The 17,150-nt window shown below is 54.9% G+C and carries 14 protein-coding genes; 8 read left to right on the plus strand and 6 right to left on the minus strand.

Annotated features, from left to right (window positions below; translation table 11 throughout):
• The first annotated feature begins 28 nt into the window (after positions 1-28).
• The 4 genes from ACNO8S_RS19610 to ACNO8S_RS19625 all read left to right on the plus strand — a co-directional run bounded on the left by ACNO8S_RS19610 (position 29) and on the right by ACNO8S_RS19625 (position 3,578).
• The gene (locus tag ACNO8S_RS19610; RefSeq protein WP_420183034.1) at positions 29-418 is read left to right on the plus strand and encodes a MauE/DoxX family redox-associated membrane protein; all 390 of its coding nucleotides are present in this window, start codon (positions 29-31) and stop codon (positions 416-418) included.
• A 560-nt stretch (positions 419-978) separates the two neighbouring features.
• Positions 979-1,329: a hypothetical protein gene (locus ACNO8S_RS19615; protein ID WP_420183035.1), complete on the plus strand. Its 351-nt coding sequence runs from the start codon at positions 979-981 to the stop codon at positions 1,327-1,329.
• Positions 1,330-1,428: 99 nt separating this feature from the next.
• On the plus strand, positions 1,429-2,385 hold the full coding sequence (locus tag ACNO8S_RS19620) for a DUF7139 domain-containing protein (protein WP_191449320.1): 957 nt from the start codon (positions 1,429-1,431) through the stop codon (positions 2,383-2,385).
• A gap of 164 nt (positions 2,386-2,549) precedes the next feature.
• Positions 2,550-3,578, plus strand: coding sequence for a hypothetical protein (locus ACNO8S_RS19625; RefSeq protein ID WP_014030841.1), 1,029 nt, complete (start codon positions 2,550-2,552; stop codon positions 3,576-3,578).
• A gap of 89 nt (positions 3,579-3,667) precedes the next feature.
• On the opposite strand, the gene ACNO8S_RS19630 is transcribed toward ACNO8S_RS19625, so the two are convergent.
• Entirely contained in the window at positions 3,668-4,141 is a 474-nt protein-coding gene (locus ACNO8S_RS19630) for a hypothetical protein (RefSeq protein ID WP_014030840.1), read from the minus strand.
• Between the two features lie 81 nt (positions 4,142-4,222).
• Between ACNO8S_RS19630 and ACNO8S_RS19635 the strand changes: the two genes are divergently transcribed.
• A complete protein-coding gene (locus ACNO8S_RS19635; protein WP_064287142.1) occupies positions 4,223-4,924 on the plus strand; it encodes a hypothetical protein in 702 nt (233 codons plus the stop codon).
• Positions 4,925-4,994: 70 nt separating this feature from the next.
• On the opposite strand, the gene ACNO8S_RS19640 is transcribed toward ACNO8S_RS19635, so the two are convergent.
• Complete coding sequence (locus ACNO8S_RS19640) at positions 4,995-5,810, minus strand: DUF7093 family protein (RefSeq protein ID WP_420183036.1); 816 nt, start codon at positions 5,808-5,810, stop codon at positions 4,995-4,997.
• A 488-nt stretch (positions 5,811-6,298) separates the two neighbouring features.
• Here ACNO8S_RS19640 and ACNO8S_RS19645 point away from each other — a divergent pair, with 488 nt between their 5' ends.
• The gene (locus ACNO8S_RS19645; protein WP_191449321.1) at positions 6,299-7,147 is read left to right on the plus strand and encodes a hypothetical protein; all 849 of its coding nucleotides are present in this window, start codon (positions 6,299-6,301) and stop codon (positions 7,145-7,147) included.
• Positions 7,148-8,221: 1,074 nt separating this feature from the next.
• The gene (locus ACNO8S_RS19650; protein ID WP_420183037.1) at positions 8,222-9,127 is read left to right on the plus strand and encodes an NAD(P)/FAD-dependent oxidoreductase; all 906 of its coding nucleotides are present in this window, start codon (positions 8,222-8,224) and stop codon (positions 9,125-9,127) included.
• A 14-nt stretch (positions 9,128-9,141) separates the two neighbouring features.
• Here the strand turns inward: ACNO8S_RS19650 and ACNO8S_RS19655 are convergent, their stop codons facing one another.
• The 4 genes from ACNO8S_RS19655 to glnA2 form a co-directional block, all read right to left on the minus strand.
• Positions 9,142-10,332, minus strand: a complete 1,191-nt coding sequence (locus ACNO8S_RS19655; protein ID WP_146418219.1) for an ABC transporter substrate-binding protein — start codon at positions 10,330-10,332, stop codon at positions 9,142-9,144.
• A gap of 38 nt (positions 10,333-10,370) precedes the next feature.
• On the minus strand, positions 10,371-12,194 hold the full coding sequence (locus ACNO8S_RS19660) for an IucA/IucC family protein (protein WP_420183038.1): 1,824 nt from the start codon (positions 12,192-12,194) through the stop codon (positions 10,371-10,373).
• Positions 12,195-12,196: 2 nt separating this feature from the next.
• On the minus strand, positions 12,197-13,588 hold the full coding sequence (locus ACNO8S_RS19665) for a diaminobutyrate--2-oxoglutarate transaminase family protein (RefSeq protein WP_050036587.1): 1,392 nt from the start codon (positions 13,586-13,588) through the stop codon (positions 12,197-12,199).
• Positions 13,589-13,725: 137 nt separating this feature from the next.
• Complete coding sequence (glnA2, locus tag ACNO8S_RS19670) at positions 13,726-15,075, minus strand: gamma-glutamylputrescine synthetase (protein ID WP_336331118.1); 1,350 nt, start codon at positions 15,073-15,075, stop codon at positions 13,726-13,728.
• A gap of 220 nt (positions 15,076-15,295) precedes the next feature.
• Here glnA2 and ACNO8S_RS19675 point away from each other — a divergent pair, with 220 nt between their 5' ends.
• Positions 15,296-17,149: an IucA/IucC family protein gene (locus ACNO8S_RS19675; protein ID WP_420183039.1), complete on the plus strand. Its 1,854-nt coding sequence runs from the start codon at positions 15,296-15,298 to the stop codon at positions 17,147-17,149.
• Position 17,150: the final 1 nt, after the last annotated feature.

Raw genomic sequence — 17,150 nt, forward strand, 5'->3', positions numbered from 1 at the left:
TTCCACTGGTCCCCATACACGGTAGTAGATGCGTGTTGGCTTGCGACAGTTCAAACGGCCGTTGTGCTACGTGATGGCGCTCCTGTATGTCGTCGCGGGAGGATTGCATTTCGTCGTGCCGGAACTATACGTCCAGATCGTGCCACCGGTCTTGCCGGCGGCACTTGCGCTGGTGTATCTGTCCGGCGTCGCGGAAATCGCTGTCGGGCTCGGCCTGTTGGTGCCCCGGACGCGTTCGTACGCCGCGTGGGCGACGATCGCATTGCTCGTCGCGATCTTTCCCGCGAACGTCTATATGGCTGTCTCCATGGTCACTATCGAGGGGACGGGTGGCGGCGATCCCTCTGCGCTGGTCCGCTGGGCACGGTTGCCGCTGCAGGGCGTGTTGATCCTCTGGGCGTACTGGTACACCGACTGAGCGTGGCGAAAGCCTCGAGTGACCGGGCTGGCTCGGTCGTATTTCATCGTCTGCGACGGATTTGATCGACGGCGTCGTCGCCGGTTATGGGGCGAAGCTGTCGGCGTGGACGTGACCGGTAGCCAGCGCAGCTGGGTCGCAGCGATCGAATCGGTCGATGCCACTGTTGTCCCTACGAATATCGCCATATAGTGTGAGACGCCGAGGACTGCCCAACAAGGACCAGAGGGCCGCTCACCGCCATCACCAGAACCGTGCCGAGGGCCAGAACAACCGCGAGCGACCGCCATTTTTCAGCGGATATCCGCTTGGCAGACGCAACGCGACGCCCGTGTCCACGACGGCGGAGTCGGCCGTGAAGGGGACACACGGCACAGATGCCATCTGGCTTCTTGCGCCTCCAAGACTCCGGGGAGCTGCTTTGCCAGATTAGACATGAATAGGTACCGATTGGGAACTAGTATATATCTACACTACATGTGAGTTTACCGTAATGACATAGAGATATACTGTCTATCCATAAGACATATTCGTAACTGCAGTATAGATACAATGTCGACATGCCCTCCAGTAGTCGTAAACTTCTGTCGACGAACAGTGAACAGTGGCGTCTGGCGCACGAAGACCTCCACATCAGAAACACCACCGATACCAAACATGATGTCCGCATAGAAATATACGACAGCGAGGAATGTTGCCATAGAGCCCACTATCACCTCTTGTCAGGCCAGTCCGGCTGTTCGGTCAACTTGCTACAGGCTGGCTGCTACAGGGTTAAAGCCGTTCTCGATAGACAACACGAATCAGTCGCTGCCGTGACAGTCTCCGACGAGCCCGAACAGACTATCTTCGTCCACATTCAGAACGACGGGATCACCATCAAGGAGGGAGTGACACCCTCGCGCCCCTGAACCAGCGTGTCGCCGCTCCCCCTCGCCCCCCACAGGTAGGATCGAACGAAATAGGGTAAGCCCATCTTTAACACCCATCGGAACCAAATAACAAACGGAATGAGCTCTGCATCTACATCGGACAGGTCCCCAGAGTCTGCCGACTCAGTGTCGGGCTATCGCGACACGCTTGCGTCGATTTATTACGAATATGTCGGCGAACCAGCTAAAGAGCGAGATATTTACGTTGGGTTCGGACTCTTTTTTGCCGGAGTTACGCTTGCCATCGTCGGATTCTGCCTCTTTCTGTACAGTAACGTTCTGGAGCCCGGGAGCGCACCGTACTGGCAGATTCGTGAGGTTGCGCTCGTCGTCGGGTTCGTCGGACTGCCCTCCGTGCTGTTGAGCGTCGTCGTACTCCTCCCAGTCGGTTTCAAGACCCGGGTCGTCAGTGCCGCCGGCACGTTGTTCTGTCTCGCCGCAACGATAATTCTGGTTAATGTCTTTCCGTATGGGTGGACGAACAGTGGCGGAGTCAACGGCAGCGTCTGGACGATCAGCGTTTACGCCACTGGCTTAGTCATGCTTGCGGCCTCAACAGGAGCGGCGCTGGTTGCACACTACCTCGAGAAAGCGGCAACCCCAAGCGACTCAACTGAACCAGTCGAGTCGGCCGAGAGCGAGTCTGAATCTGTCAGCAAAGCAGATGTGGACGACGATATCGAACAGGCACTAGACGGAGCGGAACTATCGTGGGGTGGTGTCGAACAGCAGCCCAAAACTAAGCGGCTAAATCTGGATATGCCAGAAACGGACTCTGACCTCGATCGGACGGCTATCGAGAATTCCGAGGCGACCACGACACGAGCCGACAGCAATGACGTTGATGACGCAGTAGATGGGCTCAGACAGCTACAGGGTGGCCAATCAAAGACAGAACGAAGCACCGGTACCGAAGAACAGGTCGACGCTCTCACGCAGTTTCGAAATGAGCAGGCCGAAGATGACGATGTGGAAACCGGTGTCAAAGAGCAACGAAGCATTGTTACCCGTCTTCGGTCGTTGTTATTTGAATAGACTGTCTGCTCACCACAGACACTCCGCTGTTGTTCTCTCGTTGCGTGGGGTAACCCGGAGTAATATGTTCCTACGAACCAGTCCGTCTGTTTTCATAAATAAAATGTAACCTATTGCAACAAAACAGGATAGTTTTTTCAACTTGGTGGGAGGAATACAACTGTATGCCCCAAGGTCTCGATGTCGGTACGATGAACCTCCTGTCTGCACGCCAAGATGGTAACGAAACAGTATTTGTGCAGCAGCGGAACTCCTTCGTCGAAATTGACTACAGCGACATGGCCGAACAGATGCTGTCGAGAAGTGATGTTCTCCACATCCGCAAGGATGATCGCGTCTACATCGTTGGCGATGACGCCCTGAATTTCGCGAACATCTTCAGTGAGGAGACACGCCGCCCGATGCAAGCCGGGATTCTCTCGAGCGACGAGCAATCAGCTATTCCGATGATTAAGCTCATCACGGAACAGGTGGTTGGACAGCCGGAGTTCCCGAATGAACGCCTGTTTTTCTCGGTTCCCGCGGACCCAATCGATGCCGATGTCTCGACGCTATATCATCAAAAGACGATTGAGTCCCTACTCACTGATATGGGCTACAGCCCGGAACCGATCAATGAAGGGATGGCCGTCATCTACTCCGAGCTTGCCAACCGTGAGTTCACTGGCCTCGGTATCAGCTTCGGCGCCGGGATGACCAACGTCTGTCTGTCGTACTATGCAGTCCCCGTAATGAAGTTCTCCATCGCACGCGGTGGCGACTGGATCGACGAGCAGGCTGCACAGGCGACTGGCACGCCCGTCGATAAGGTCACCTCGGTTAAAGAAGAGGACTTCGCACTCAACTTCGAGACGGACGTCGGCGGTATTGAAGGTGCACTGAGTATCTATTACGATAATCTCCTCGACTATGTCATCGAGAACATCATCAGTGAAGTCGATGAGGAAGATGTCGAGGAGGGACTGGATGTCCCGGTCGTCGTGACTGGTGGGACATCCAGTCCTGACGGCTTCGAAGAGTTGTTCGCCGAACGGATCAACGAATCCGAGATACCGTTCTCAATCAGCGACGTCCGCCAAGCCGAGAATCCGCTGTATAGTGTCGCACAGGGCGCACTCGTCGCAGCGCGGTCGGAAGAAGAGCGCGAGGGGCAAAACGAGCAGGCCGAAGAATCTGACACCACCGCCGAGTAACGGTTGGTCTCGAATAGAAGCACTGCTCGCCGGCGTCAGCCGGAACATTCTACTGGTCCCCGTCCAGACAATACAACTGACGTCGGACGCTACTCAGTTTCGTCCCCGTTTTTGTCGGCTTCAGTTTCCGTGTCTTGGCTATTCTCGTCGTTCTCATTAGATTTGGCTGTAACCTTCCCGCTCTGTTCAATTTCGTTCTCGTCGATAACACGGTTCAATTCGTCAACAGCGTCCTGTCGGAACCTGTTAGCAGCAGACCCAAGAGAGACTCCCACCGCGACACCAGCCTGTTCAAGCGAGAACTCTGGTCGGTCTGTGGGCTCGTCCCTTTCGGGAATCGGGACGCTGGGTGTACGGCCGGTGTTTTCGGGTTTACCGGGGTTAGAATCAGGATGCTCGTTGAACCGAGCGAGAGCGAACTCCCAGGACTCTGGGGGGGAGGCCTCGTTGTGATGCGACGCAGAGATGTCTGCGAAGCCGCACGATTCACAGACGATAGCTGTCTGGTCAGCGGTCGCAAGCGTATACGTGCTGAGATCGGATTCGCAGCGGGGACACCGCATACTAGACCATGCGTGCCTCTGCTATACAATGGTTCCGTCAGTTATCGCCGTCCAGGGAACGAGTTATGAGATGGGCGACCGATGTTGGAGGTGATGCCGGAGATCGAGATTACGGACACACAACAGGAAGACTTGACGTCGATTCGGGAGGATCTCGAAGACGCGTTCATCGAGACGTACGGGCACATTCGTACGCAAGATGTCGTTGACTACCTCCTCGATACATACACACCGCCGGACCAGCTGGAAGACGAGCAAGGCCTGAGCCGTACCGACTACGAGCGACTCGCCTCGGCTGAGTATCCGGAACTCCAACACATCGCCTCCGAGGTGCCGGACGTTCCCGGTAGCGGTATTGAGGCCGATGAGATGCGAGGGAAACTGCTCGCAGCACTTGGAACGAGTGAACTTGCGGATCGCCTCGCGGATATCGAACCTGAAAAAAGAGCGAACGAGGGGGGTGAGGAGGCGGCTGCCGGCCCAACTAGGCCGGGGGACACGCCAGACGACGGACGTGACGTCGCACAGAACGGTACGCCGACACAGACCACACCGTCAGCCGATACCATCGAAAGCGCCGACGCGGCCGAGTCGAACGCGGCAGCTGACGACACTCCGAGTGATACTCTTTCCGCTGCCAACCGTTTGCTAACCGAACATGACGAGAAGTGGACCCGGTCAGACGAGACCGACGAACCATACGAAGTCACACTTCCCGACGGTTCAACGGTGAGCGCCCGGACGAAAGACGACGTCCGAAAACTGCTGTTTCAAAACTACTGAGTACACTCTCCTCGCGAAAACACTGTCTGACGTCGACTATCCCTCCACGAGGGTACGTCCCATCGAGCGCCTACGACTCACCATCCGATACGTCCTCGAGGTAGCCGACCCGACACTGTGGGCAAACGTCACCGGGAAAGAACGACGATTCACTCGCGGGGAGTTCGAACTCACACCTCGGACACTGATACGTCGGAACCGAGTCGCTTGTGGTATTCTTTGAGCGGTCCGCCGTATACGACTGCTCGTCTCGACCGTTTCCTATACCCGGTTCTTCGGGGGTTTCAGAAGACGGTTCTGCCGTGTCTGTAGCAGCATCATCAATGAGGACTGCATCGTCGTTACTTGACGGCGTGTCGCTGTCGTCATCTGGTTCCTGTGTCTCCGACAGTATCACGGCGTCATCAGTCGTTTCCAGAAGCGCCGATTCGGTCACCGCCGGTGACTCGTCACTCGCCGCCACATCTGGAGATGTTTCTGCCACATTGTCTGACACGGCCATCGTTGATGCGGGTGGCTCGGTCGGTTCCGTTTCGTCCGCTGCCTGCACCGGATCTCTCGCTTCGGTCTCGACCTCCGCGTTCTCTCTCACCCCCGCTGGCCCCTTGTTTTCGGTTCTGTGTTCGACTTCTTCCGACCGCTCGCCATTCGCTTTCGATTCCTCTGTGGTGGATATCAGGCCTTGGTTCTCAGAGATATCTCGGATATGCTCACAGCGCTCGCAAGACTTGTATTCCCGAACAGTTAGAACAGTGCCCCGCTTATCTTCGTCGTACGACTCCTCTATCGTCGACTCCCCGAAGTCGTGTCCAAATACCTCACAACGCAGTCCCATGCATGGCCATTTACGTCGTACGATTAAGAATGTATTCACCAGCAGTGACATCTTTGTCGCGTTAGCCGCGGGCGGGAACGTGTCTGTGACCAGCCTCGCCCCGTCGCTAAAGTAGTTGTCAAACCCGTTTACTTGCGCTCAACCCCATATTGATTCTGGAACCACTATGAGGAGAGCAAGGAAGACAACGAGGATACCGAGACCAAGTATTCGCAGTACCCCTGCCGAACGTTGTCGGCTCGGAGGAAGAGATTCGGCTAATCCAGAGAACGCAAACGCGATACCCAAAAAGAGCATGTTGTGAGGGCCGTTGAGTACAATACCGAAATACGCCCACCCAAGGATGCAAATGAACGAGAAGAGTGAGAATAAGAGGCCCTTCCGTCGTCCGTCTGGTTCACGAAACAGCATCCGTTGAACTGCCTCCATACGTCCTACCAGAAGTTTGACCCGCTAAAGAGTTCCCCTGTGTTGACTGTAACTGAATTAGCATAGATCACTGCCGAGGATTTTAATAACCCCGGGAGTACGCGACAACAATGGGGTTTACAGAGAAGTTCGATGCTGCAGAACCGACACATAGGCTCGTCTCTCGGAGTCTATCCGGTGTTAAGGACTGGGACGAACTCGGCGGTGTGACAGTCGAGAACCGGGCGATTCGCGTTCTGATGGACTACGGAACCGTTGTCCACCTAGAGCTTGAGCCAAAACACGGTCAATTTGAGACGGTACAACGGGAGCTAGTGCGGGTTCCCGACTCGAAATGTATGTTTGTCCGTTCGGATCACGAATTTCGAGCGTCGCTTCCTGAGGACCGGGTGGTGATTGAGTCAGTACTCGAAATCCCGGACGGTGATACTGACGCGTGGACGGACCGTCTGTTCTACTTCGACGAATTTGCAGTCCTGACCGACCAGTCGTGGCTGTATCGCTCAGTACCGCATGAGACCCATATCCGAGAAATCAACCCGGGTGGACACGAGGGAGTAATTGAGGAATTGAACGAGACACTCGATCCGGTACGAGGGTCGGCTGTTGTCCCGTTTGGCGGGCTTGTCTCTTGGACAACTGACGATACCACGTATGATTTGAAATGGGACTCGCTGTACTGCTCCAATAAAGAGAAGAGCGCATCATATGATTTGGAACGACTGAAGCAGGTGACTGTGCTGTTTTCTGAGGATAGCCTACGTCTCGATTGGAAGCCGGTATCCCAGGAGTCGTTACTTCGTCGAACGATTTGGCGAGTCCTGAATCCGGAGAGTGCCACTCCACCAGCACACGTCGAGATTCCTGCCGGTGAAGACGGAGAAAAGATACTGGAGGCGTTCCGTCAGCTACGTGAGAAACTTGGATATGAATATAGCGTTGAGACTGCTTCGGATTAGCACTCCTGATCAGTTAGCATCAATAATTGGTTCGTCTGTACTGACCAGTTCATGCCACGAGTAGTTGTCCCAGAGTGGTGCCCTCCGACGGTCGGATTTTGTGGCCCTCTGCTGGCCGAGCGAGTATGGTTCCGCCACAGATCGGTGTCGGCGTGATTGTTGCAACGCTTGAGCAAATCCGTCAACGCGGACACAGCGCTCACACGAACTCCCGAGACTGAGCCAACCTTTCCCGTACGACAAAAATATGACGACTTTGATTCTTTCTGAATGCTTGAAAGTGACATTGCGAAAGCATATATGAGGAATTAATAGTTCCTCCTGTAATCAGTAGAACCACCGATCAGTAGTTCTACCTGTAGGCCGTCCTCAGAACGGCTATCCCATTCTGATGGGCTGGACAAAAGCGCACGCTCATAAACGCTACGAGTCCGAAAAGAAGCAATATTCTCCATAGCGGTTGTCTTTGACCATGACAAAAAATCACACAGAAATCCTTCTCCAAGGACTAGAGCAAAACACATGGCGAGCCTCTGTGTTTCTCGTATGTAATACGAAACATCCTTGAGCTTTACTTCAACAAGTTTGGACCATCCCTGATAGAACACTATGGAAATCGGACTACTGTCAAATATATAAGCTAAAACACAGGACAAAGAAACTCTCCGTTTTCATATGTTTGTGACACGACGAACCGACCACCGCTGGAAATTGGCTTTAGAATATCTTGCTGACACATCCCTCTAAACTAAACACTACCAGTTGACCGTCCACAGCAAGCTTACAGTGCTTGCCGTTGAACTCAGTACTTCGGATATAGTAACAATTGAAACGATGTACACACTGATCGCACTGCCGTCGTGCGATCAGGTGCGCATTGATTTTCAATGGCTACTGTCGGACCGTGTCGGGTGACGCTACCGCGGCACCCTTCTACAGCGACAGCTCGACGTGGCCCACAACTCCCAATACTAAGTTGAACCCCTCACAGAAGTACTGGCTCCGGAAAACCCTCTTGACAGATAATAAATAGCAAATCGAAGAATTTTACTTTTAGGCCAGCCTAATCCACTCATGTCGAAGAAGTCTCGAAAGGTCGTGGCTGGAGAATACGACGTTGTTATTGTTGGCGGAGGAGTCGGAGGGATTACAGTTGGTGTTTTTACGAGTCGATACGGACTCTCCACACTAATCCTAGATCGTGGTCGGTCATCACTGGGCCGGATCGCACATCTGGAGAACTTTCCTGGCTTCCCTGGCGGAATCGATACGCCAACATTCCAGAAACTTTTGCACGCACAAGCCGAGCGAGTCGGTTGTGAAATCACGCGTGAGAAGGCTGTAGAAGCAAGCCAGACAGAAGACGGCTTTCGTATTGAGACTGAAACGGGTGACGAGTATGCAACTGAATCGCTCGTCGCGGCAGCAAAGTACGGGCGAGAGTGGCTCGAAACACTTGACGAGGGAGAATTTCTGGGGGACGACGGGGGAGTCGATATCAATTGGGAAGAGCACAAACGCTACGGTCGAACATCGGTAGATGGACTCTATTTTGCTGGTCGACTTGGGACGGCTGAGGACCAAGCTGTGGTCGCCGCAGGACAAGCGGGCGAGACTGCGCTCGGACTGATCCATGACGTGCGGCGTGATGAGGGCTTGCCCGAGGATCTCGCAACTCACTACACTGACTGGGTGTTCGTTGAAGGGTCTGTCATCGACGGTGATTGGGAAGCACACGTCCGGAAGGAGTTCCCGGAACGGGTTGGAGACGCCGACCTCTCCGAGGCACGTTTCGATGAGCTACAGTCACAGTACGTCGAGCGGAAGGTGGAGCAAGCGATCTCACCATCCGAACAGCGCAAACGACGTCGGGATGGTCACCGCCATCTCGTAGAGCACATCGACGACGATGCGGTACTTGAACGGGCCGAGGAGATCAAAACGGAACGGTCGTCTGGACTGGACGACGAGCGACAGTAGTTTGAGACCGGACTCTAGAAAGCCCCGTTGACGATGTCCGCGACGCGCTGCCGGTCAAACAGTTCCGTGTCGTCCGTCACGTCCCCGAATACGTCGGGGTAAATCTGTTTTGCGGCCTGTTCGGTCAAAAACAGGTTGTGGATCGGTCCCTGATGGAGGTATCCGCCACGATAGACGCGACCGTTCTTGACGGCCGTCAGTTGGCTACCGACCGGATGATCTTCCATATATGCGAGGATGGTATTTCGGAACTCCTCGACCGACATCTCGGCGAAATTCCGGAACAGAATCACATCCGGGTCCAAATCGAGTAGCCCTTCGTAGTCGAGGTCCATGTTCCCCGTAGTGCTCTGATTCTCGATGTCCGTCCCGCCAAGTGCGTCGCTCACGCCGAGGTCACGCCACTGCTTCTTACTCGTTCCCTGGTCGTTGAGCCGGTACGGTGTGAACTCATCTGGTTCCTGCGTGACACCGTACGTAAGGAAGACATTCGGTCGCTCATCGGCTGTCGGGAGTTGGCTCTGTATGTCCGCAATGAACTCGTCGTGGAGTTCTTTGAACGCCGCATAGCGCTCTTGTTCTTGGAACACCTGTGCGACCTTTTCGAAGGCCTCGTACAACGTGTAGTACCGGTAGTCGTGCCAGTCGTCCGATCTTCGGAAGATCAAGTTCCCCACGAACGGGGCAACGTTCGTGGTGATTTCCTCGATGTCCGACTCATCCCAGTCGAACCAATTAATGAGCATTTGCGGATCGTATAGGTGGACATCGTTGTCAAGTTCGTAGAATTCTTCCTTTGTCCGGACCTCTGGATAACTCTCGATAGGTTCGGTATCGATCTCCACGCCTGGTATTTCGTTGTACAGATGTGTGTAGTATCGGTCAGCACCTCCGATACCGGTCATGCCGTCGGCTTGGCCCAGTGCGACTCCCATATCAGCGTAGCTACCGTCGTAGGCAATCCATTGATCAGGAGTTGAGTCGAACTCTACCTCACCTATCGGTTCCATCGTTACCGAATAGTTAGTAGATTCAGTAGCGGTCTCAGTTGATTTCTCCGTTGTATTATTGGCCGGAGTGGATTGAGAGTCAGATCCAAATACACCGGCACAGCCCGCCAGCAATCCGCTGCCTGTAGCAACTCCGCCGTACTTGAGGACATCTCGCCGCGTTGGTGTTTCCTGGGAACCGTTATTGCCGTCCATACTTTTAGGCCAGCCTAATCTCACTTAACGTTGGCGTTTTAGGACGGCCTAAAAGGCGTTGTGAGTGGATTCGCTATTTCGACGTAGACCGACTCGTCATCTAAAGTCGAATCCAGTTCGTCATATCCCTCGAACCTCGTAAACAGGTTCCCCTTGCATGGTATTTGATCGCTGTCGAGTAGTACTGAGAGAAGGTCGGAGGTTGCGGGCTCGATCTCCACAAGAGACGCTATCTCTTCGCGGAGAACCCTTAATAGCGTAGTTTCATCAGCAGCCCGGCCGACACCCAGTGCGTTAATCACACCGAATGCATTGTTGATGAATAGATAGTATCTCAGGCAACGGTCAATAATTTCGTCGGAGCAAACGGTTTCTACCCGATTTTCCAGGCCGGGAATCCAGCTATCGACCAGATCGTACCGTGATCTGGGGAAGCAGTATCCACCGTTGTCTCGATAGAACCCTTCCTTTGGCCAGCCGTCCTCATCCAGTCGAACTACAGTGTTTTGCTGATGAGCTTCCAGTCCGACACCAAGCTTGAAGTACGACCACACAACAGGGTGAATTACGGTTCTCAGATACTGACGGAACCACTCACGGGCTACTTTTGACGCCGGACGACCCTCCCGCTGTGCTATTCGCTGGATGATCTGTGAGACCCACGGTGGCTCAGACGGTCGATCCTGACAGAGCGCAACGACGGTAGCAGTATTCTCCGTAGAAATGCCTCTGAATGGGTTTTCTCGAAGAATCATCTCGAACCCCGATTCGCTTCCGGAGCCGACATCGATTGTTGCAGCAGCAGCGTCTGCCAATATCGAGAACTGCGGATGAGCATCACTGAGCCGATCGGCGTACTCTGTAGTGAGAAGCTCGGCAGCGGCGACTGCTAACCGAAGTTTCGACCGCGGTATTGTTCTCTCGGCGTTCGTTATCTCTATGGCTACCGAGGATTTGACCATATAGGGAGTTTCGGGGCTCCATAGCGTCCGAACAGAAGAGGTAGGATAGAATGTGGGACCGAATTCGCCAAGATCGATCAGGTGTCCCGTGTCTATTACATCCGCCACGTATTGTCGTGAGCGTAGGGCGTCAGCCTGCCACGGATGGACGGGAATAAGTAACTTTCCATCGTTGAGAGCAGACTCTGCTCGCTGCGGGATCATACTGTTCGCTTCGCGGAGTCCCGACGAGATCCACTGGGTTGCACTCTCGTCGTGTGCCGACCATTGTGAAACGATCTCGGCATCAGCGGCAAAGTAGTCGAGCTGAAACGAACCACGGAGTTCTGGTGCATACTCGGCAACCTCGTGCTCCGCGATTCCCTCACGGCTCTTTGGAGTCGGATGGAGGAGGTGACCGTAACAGAGCGACTGTTCTGCTCGAATGAAAGTGGGGAGTTTCTCCAAGTGAGCAGCGTTGTCACTGCGTTCACGAATGAATCGCTCTATTTCGCGCTGTGAGACAAGGATACGTCGCAGTAAATCGGTCGCCTCGGTTGTATCTGCTCCCGTTGACAACATAATCTCGCGGCGGATAAACGCAGCCAGCGTTCCAGCGTCTACTGTAGAAGTCTGGCCCTTTTGACGGACGTGTATCGGAAGGTCAAATATGTGTCGACCGGTTTCAGAGTCGTATCGAAGCGCTGCATACACCGCAACCTCCTGTTGTGTGAATGGTACGTAAAGGATGGATTCAGTACTGTGAACCGACACGGGAGCCTCCGCACCGGAAATGATCCGTCCATTACCGGTCTCCCGGTGATAACAGTTCAGTAGTGCATGCAGGGTAGCTGATTCAGCGTGCTCTGCTGGCGTTTTGCAGTTTGCTCCGAGCCCCTGTGACCTCTTCCTGTCGCTCATAATTATATCCCGGCTGTTTCGTCTATCGCCGCTTCGACGGCTTCGGTGAAACGAACGGCAATCTTGTTCACTTGGTTCTGGTCGATAGTGAGTGGCGGCAGGAACCGTGCGACAGCTGAGTCACGGCCACCGGTTTCGATGACGAGTCCGCGATCAAAACACTCCGCCTTCACCGTCGACGCAAGTTCGCTGTTTGGCGGGGGAACCTCTCCATCGTCAGTGTCCACCGTCTGGTCGACAAACTCTACACCGAGCATCAACCCACAGCCACGTACGTCACCGATCGCATCGAAGCGGGCGTTTAGCGAGTCGAGTTCCTCTCGAAGCTGCTCGCCCATCTTCGCTGCGTGCTCGTCAAGGTCGTTTTCTAATACGTGCCGTATTGTTACTCGGCCGGCGGCCATTGCAAGCTGGTGCCCGCGGAACGTTCCGGCATGAGCGCCAGGTTCCCACACGTCGAAATTCTCATCGTAGACAACAAGCGCCAGTGGGAGACCGCCGCCGACCGCTTTCGAGCAGGTAACGATGTCCGGAGTGATTCCTGCGTGTTCGAACGCCCATGTCTCACCAGTGCGGCCCAGACCGGTCTGGATCTCGTCAACGATCAGCGGAACGTCGTTTTCACGCGTCATTCGGCGGAGCTTCCGCAACCACTTGTCGGGTGCCGGATTGACGCCGCCCTCTCCCTGAACGGGTTCGACGATCGCCGCCGCAGGGTCGGTGACGCCGCTCTCGGAGTCAGCGATCACTCGCTCTACAAATCGGCTGATAGATTCGTGTTCACCTGCCTTCAGCCCGAACGGATGACGGTATGGGTCCGGGTATGGTAGGTGGTGGACGCCTGGCATAAGCCCCGGAACTGCCTCTTTCGCATCGGTGTCTCCCATAAGGCTGAGAGAACCATTAGTCATCCCGTGATACCCGCCCTGAAAGCCGAGGACGCTTCGGTTGCCGGTCGCAGTTTTCGCCAATTTCAGTGCGGCCTCGACGGCGTCAGTTCCTGCCGGGGAGCAGAACTGTACTTTTGCCGTGTCCGAGAACTCGTCCGGGAAGCTCTCGAATAGCGCGTCCACGAACGCTTCCTTCTCAGGGGTCGTGATATCTAATGTGTGGAGGGGCCGGTCCTCGGCTAGCACTCGCTCCACCTCCGAAACCACGTCTGGATGGTTGTGTCCGAGGGCTAGCGTCCCGGCTCCAGCCAAGCAATCGATGTACTCGTTTCCGTCGGCGTCGACAAGTATCGCACCTTTGGCTCGTGCGACTGCGAAGGGAAGTGTTCGTGGATACGTCCGCGCGCTGGACTCTCTATTCTCTTGGCTCTGCCGTAGTTGGGTATTAGATTGCTCGTATCTTCGGTGCGGGATTCTCCCTGAACGGCTGGATTCTCGATACATGCGTTTTTTAGGCTAGCCTAAAAACACAAAAGCCTGTCGGGTGATTGAAAAATGGCGGTGAAATCTGACAGCCGGAATTTTATTCTACATCGTTACAGTGAATGAGGTGGCAAGGGTCTGTGTTAAGCGGTAAGAGCCTAATACACGCTTCGTAGGTGCTCCATCTCCCACGATTGTGCGCTGTCGTACGCGAACTCACGCCAGTGACTGCGTTTTACCTGTATATATGTTTCGAACAACGCGTCACCGAGCACGTCCCGCAACACGTCGTCGGACTCAAGTTCGTCAAGCGCCTGGCCAAGCGTCCGGGGCAATCGCTCGACACACTTTTTAGACCGCTCCTCCGCAGTGAGATTCCCTGGATCAACGGAGAGTGGTTCGGGAACATCCAGACCCCGATCAACACCGTCGTATCCAGCCCCGAGAAGTCCCAGCAAGCAGAGATAGGGGTTCACCGCATTGTCCGCACCACGGAATTCCAGTCGTAACGAGTTCCCACTCTGATCGCCCGCGGTAAGCGCCGGGACGCGAACCAAAGCCTCTCGGTTCTCCTGTCCCCAGCAGACGTACCCTGCTGCACCGTTCTGCGGTCGTAGTCGGGCGTACGAGTTGGCAGTGGGGGCTGCAAGGGCTGTAAGTGCTGGTGCGTGCTCTAGCACACCGGCAATGAACTGCTTGCCTATCCGGCTCAGGCTCCCCTCCCCAGAGTCGTAGAACTGGTTCGTCTCCCCGTCCCAGAGTGAAACATGAAGGTGGCAGCCATTCGTCGCGTTATCAAACGGCCTAGGTAAGAACGTGGCCCGGTATCCATCAGATCGGGCGACGCTGTCGACCGTCTCACGGACGAGGACGTGCTCATCGGCCGCACGGAGTCCAAACTGGTGACCTGTCACGATCTCGTGCTTTCCGGGGGCGTACTCTGGATGGTACTTTTCCACAACGACGTCTTGTTCCTCGAGAGCATCGATAGCTCGGAGGATCGTCCCGTGTGTTTCGCGCGTGCTTTCTGTGAGATACGCGCCGGGCGAACCGATAGTCTGGTCGCCGCCTTCTGGGTTCCGCTCGAACAGATGGAACTCGCTCTCGAAGGAGACTCGTGGCGACAAGCCTTTACTCTCGAGGGTGCGCGAGAACGAACGGAGGGACGAACGAGCGTCAATAGTCCAGGGATTCCCGCCGAGCGTTTGTATGTTGCAAAACATTACTCCTGTTCGCTCCGCGTAGGGAAGGGCTCGAAACGTGTCTGGGTCCGGACGGAGCCGAACTTCCCCGACAGTCGTGAGATGTCCGTCCTTGTTTCTCCGCCCGACCGCGTTGTACATCTGAATCAACTGTGATACGGTCGTTCCGTTCTCGATTGCTTCGTCCAGTTTAGCCGTGTCAACAGTTTGCGCGCGAACTGCGCCGCTCTGTGTGACGAAGAGCAACCGAACAAGATCGATATCCTCCTCTGCACATCGGGACTGGATAGCTGGTTCTTTTGTCATCAGCACTCCTCAATGGGAGATATTATTAGGCTAGCCTAAAAAAGTAGGCGCTGTAGTGTGTAATGTGCGATGCTAGCCGTCCATACAACACACCGTTCTTGCAGGACAAGGTTTATATACACTTTAGGCTAGCCTAAAACTAGGCGATTACGATGTTCGTACTCAGTCACTGCAAGAGCGACAGACGGATTGCAAACACAAAGAGCGGGGAGTACAGATAATGGAGTACTCAGCCACGGTACGCTCCACATTCGGAACCGACTACTGGAAGCGGGCGAACGAGGCTATGTTACGGAAGATTTTTGCGGAGTTCACCCGCGAGGGCCTTTTAACTCCGACGGAGATACGGACCGTCCCCGCAGAATCCGACGAGCCCACCGAGGAGTGGATTCGATACGTGATTCGGTTGACAGATGGTATCGAGTACCAGTTCGACGCGCATCAGCGCGCGCTCGGAACCTATCGAGTCCGTCGTGCCTCGATCATTCGACGTGACGGTCTTGCAGGGACTGAGCCGGAGCCGGCAGACGACCCGATTCAGTTCCTGGTCGACGCCCAGGCGTATTTGGGAACCAGCCAGACGACTCTCGCACGCCTCCTCAGAGAGTACTACAACACACTCGTCGCCGACACACACGTTCGCGCGTCGAAAGATAACCGTGAGCATGAATCGATTCTTGACCTCCCCTACGCAATGGTCGAAGGAGAACTGGAAGGACATCCCAAGTACACGTATAACAAAGGCAGGGTCGGGTTCGATTACGACGACTATCATAAGTACGCCCCCGAGACGAAACGTAAGCGGACACTCTCCTGGGTCGCGGCACATGAGAATCGGGCCACGTTCACGTCGGTTGCTGGGATATCACAGAGAGAACTCCTTGAGAACGAACTGGGGGACCAGTATCAGGCGTTCAGGTCACGGCTTTCGAGTGACGGGCTCGATCCGGACGACTACGTTCTCTTTCCTGTTCACGACTGGCAGTGGACGGACAGCGTTATCCAACTGTTCGCTGGCGACATTGCGGACGACTTGCTCGTCCCTCTCGGTGAAGGTCCCGATACGTACCTTCCGCAGCAGTCCATTCGTACGTTCTCAAATGTCTCGGCTCCCGAGAAGAAGCATGTGAAGCTCCCCATACGCGTGCTGAACACCAACGTGTACCGTGGGATACTCGGTGAGCAAGCTGAAGCCGCCCCTCAAGTGACCGAGTTCGTACAGTCAATCCTAGACGACGATCCGTATCTTCGAACCAATTGTAACCTCGTCCTTCCCGGAGAAATCGCAGGTGTGAACTACGAACACCCCAAGTTCAGCCAACTCGAGGACGCTCCGTACCAACTTCACGAGCTACTCGGGTGTGTCTGGCGAGAGAGCGTCACGCCTTCAGTAGACTCCAGCGAGTCCCCGATAGCTCTGGCTGCAGTGTACGAGGATGACTTCGATGGGACGCCGGTCGTGGCAAAACTCGTCGATCGATCGGGGATGACACCGGAGACGTGGCTCACCGAGTTTCTGGAGACTCTGCTGAATCCAATTCTACACTGTCTCTATCGCTATGGTCTTGTATTTATGCCGCACGGTACGAATGTCGTCCTGATACTGGAGGACGACGTTCCCACCCGGATTGCGATCACGGACTTCGTTGACGAGGTTGCGGTCATAGACCGGAACTTCCCTGAACTGATCGAGAAGCTCCCCGAAGAACTCCGCGACGATGACCGATACACGCACAGTATCGTGAAGCGGAAACCACCGATTCTCCTCTGTCATCGAATCGTGGGAACGCTGTTCGACGGTGTGTTCCGGTTTGTCTCTGACGCGCTGGAGCGAACCCACGGACTCACTGAAGCAGCGTTCTGGCAGCACGTTCGGAACACCATCGAAAACTACCACAAAAAGTTCCCGAGATACGAGGATCGGTACGAAGCAATCGACCTTTTTAGACCTCGGTTCCGGAACTACTGTCTCAACCGGAATCGGTTGCTGGATCACGGCTACACGAACACCAATACGCGCCCGAAAGTGCGCCATCACGGTACCATTCCCAACCCACTCGCTGAGTTCACATGAT

Source organism: Haloarcula sp. KBTZ06, assembly GCF_048595605.1.
Taxonomy (GTDB): Archaea; Halobacteriota; Halobacteria; order Halobacteriales; family Haloarculaceae; genus Haloarcula; species Haloarcula hispanica.

Excerpts from the sequence above, each read along its gene's own strand:
- ACNO8S_RS19610 (WP_420183034.1), top strand. The coding sequence starts at position 29 with ATGCGTGTTGGCTTGCGACAGTTCAAACGGCCGTTGTGCTACGTGATG.
- ACNO8S_RS19615 (WP_420183035.1), top strand. The coding sequence starts at position 979 with ATGCCCTCCAGTAGTCGTAAACTTCTGTCGACGAACAGTGAACAGTGG.
- ACNO8S_RS19620 (WP_191449320.1), top strand. The coding sequence starts at position 1,429 with ATGAGCTCTGCATCTACATCGGACAGGTCCCCAGAGTCTGCCGACTCA.
- ACNO8S_RS19625 (WP_014030841.1), top strand. The coding sequence starts at position 2,550 with ATGCCCCAAGGTCTCGATGTCGGTACGATGAACCTCCTGTCTGCACGC.
- ACNO8S_RS19630 (WP_014030840.1), bottom strand. The coding sequence starts at position 4,141 with ATGCGGTGTCCCCGCTGCGAATCCGATCTCAGCACGTATACGCTTGCG.
- ACNO8S_RS19635 (WP_064287142.1), top strand. The coding sequence starts at position 4,223 with ATGTTGGAGGTGATGCCGGAGATCGAGATTACGGACACACAACAGGAA.
- ACNO8S_RS19640 (WP_420183036.1), bottom strand. The coding sequence starts at position 5,810 with ATGTCACTGCTGGTGAATACATTCTTAATCGTACGACGTAAATGGCCA.
- ACNO8S_RS19645 (WP_191449321.1), top strand. The coding sequence starts at position 6,299 with ATGGGGTTTACAGAGAAGTTCGATGCTGCAGAACCGACACATAGGCTC.
- ACNO8S_RS19650 (WP_420183037.1), top strand. The coding sequence starts at position 8,222 with ATGTCGAAGAAGTCTCGAAAGGTCGTGGCTGGAGAATACGACGTTGTT.
- ACNO8S_RS19655 (WP_146418219.1), bottom strand. The coding sequence starts at position 10,332 with ATGGACGGCAATAACGGTTCCCAGGAAACACCAACGCGGCGAGATGTC.
- ACNO8S_RS19660 (WP_420183038.1), bottom strand. The coding sequence starts at position 12,194 with ATGAGCGACAGGAAGAGGTCACAGGGGCTCGGAGCAAACTGCAAAACG.
- ACNO8S_RS19665 (WP_050036587.1), bottom strand. The coding sequence starts at position 13,588 with ATGTATCGAGAATCCAGCCGTTCAGGGAGAATCCCGCACCGAAGATAC.
- glnA2 (WP_336331118.1), bottom strand. The coding sequence starts at position 15,075 with ATGACAAAAGAACCAGCTATCCAGTCCCGATGTGCAGAGGAGGATATC.
- ACNO8S_RS19675 (WP_420183039.1), top strand. The coding sequence starts at position 15,296 with ATGGAGTACTCAGCCACGGTACGCTCCACATTCGGAACCGACTACTGG.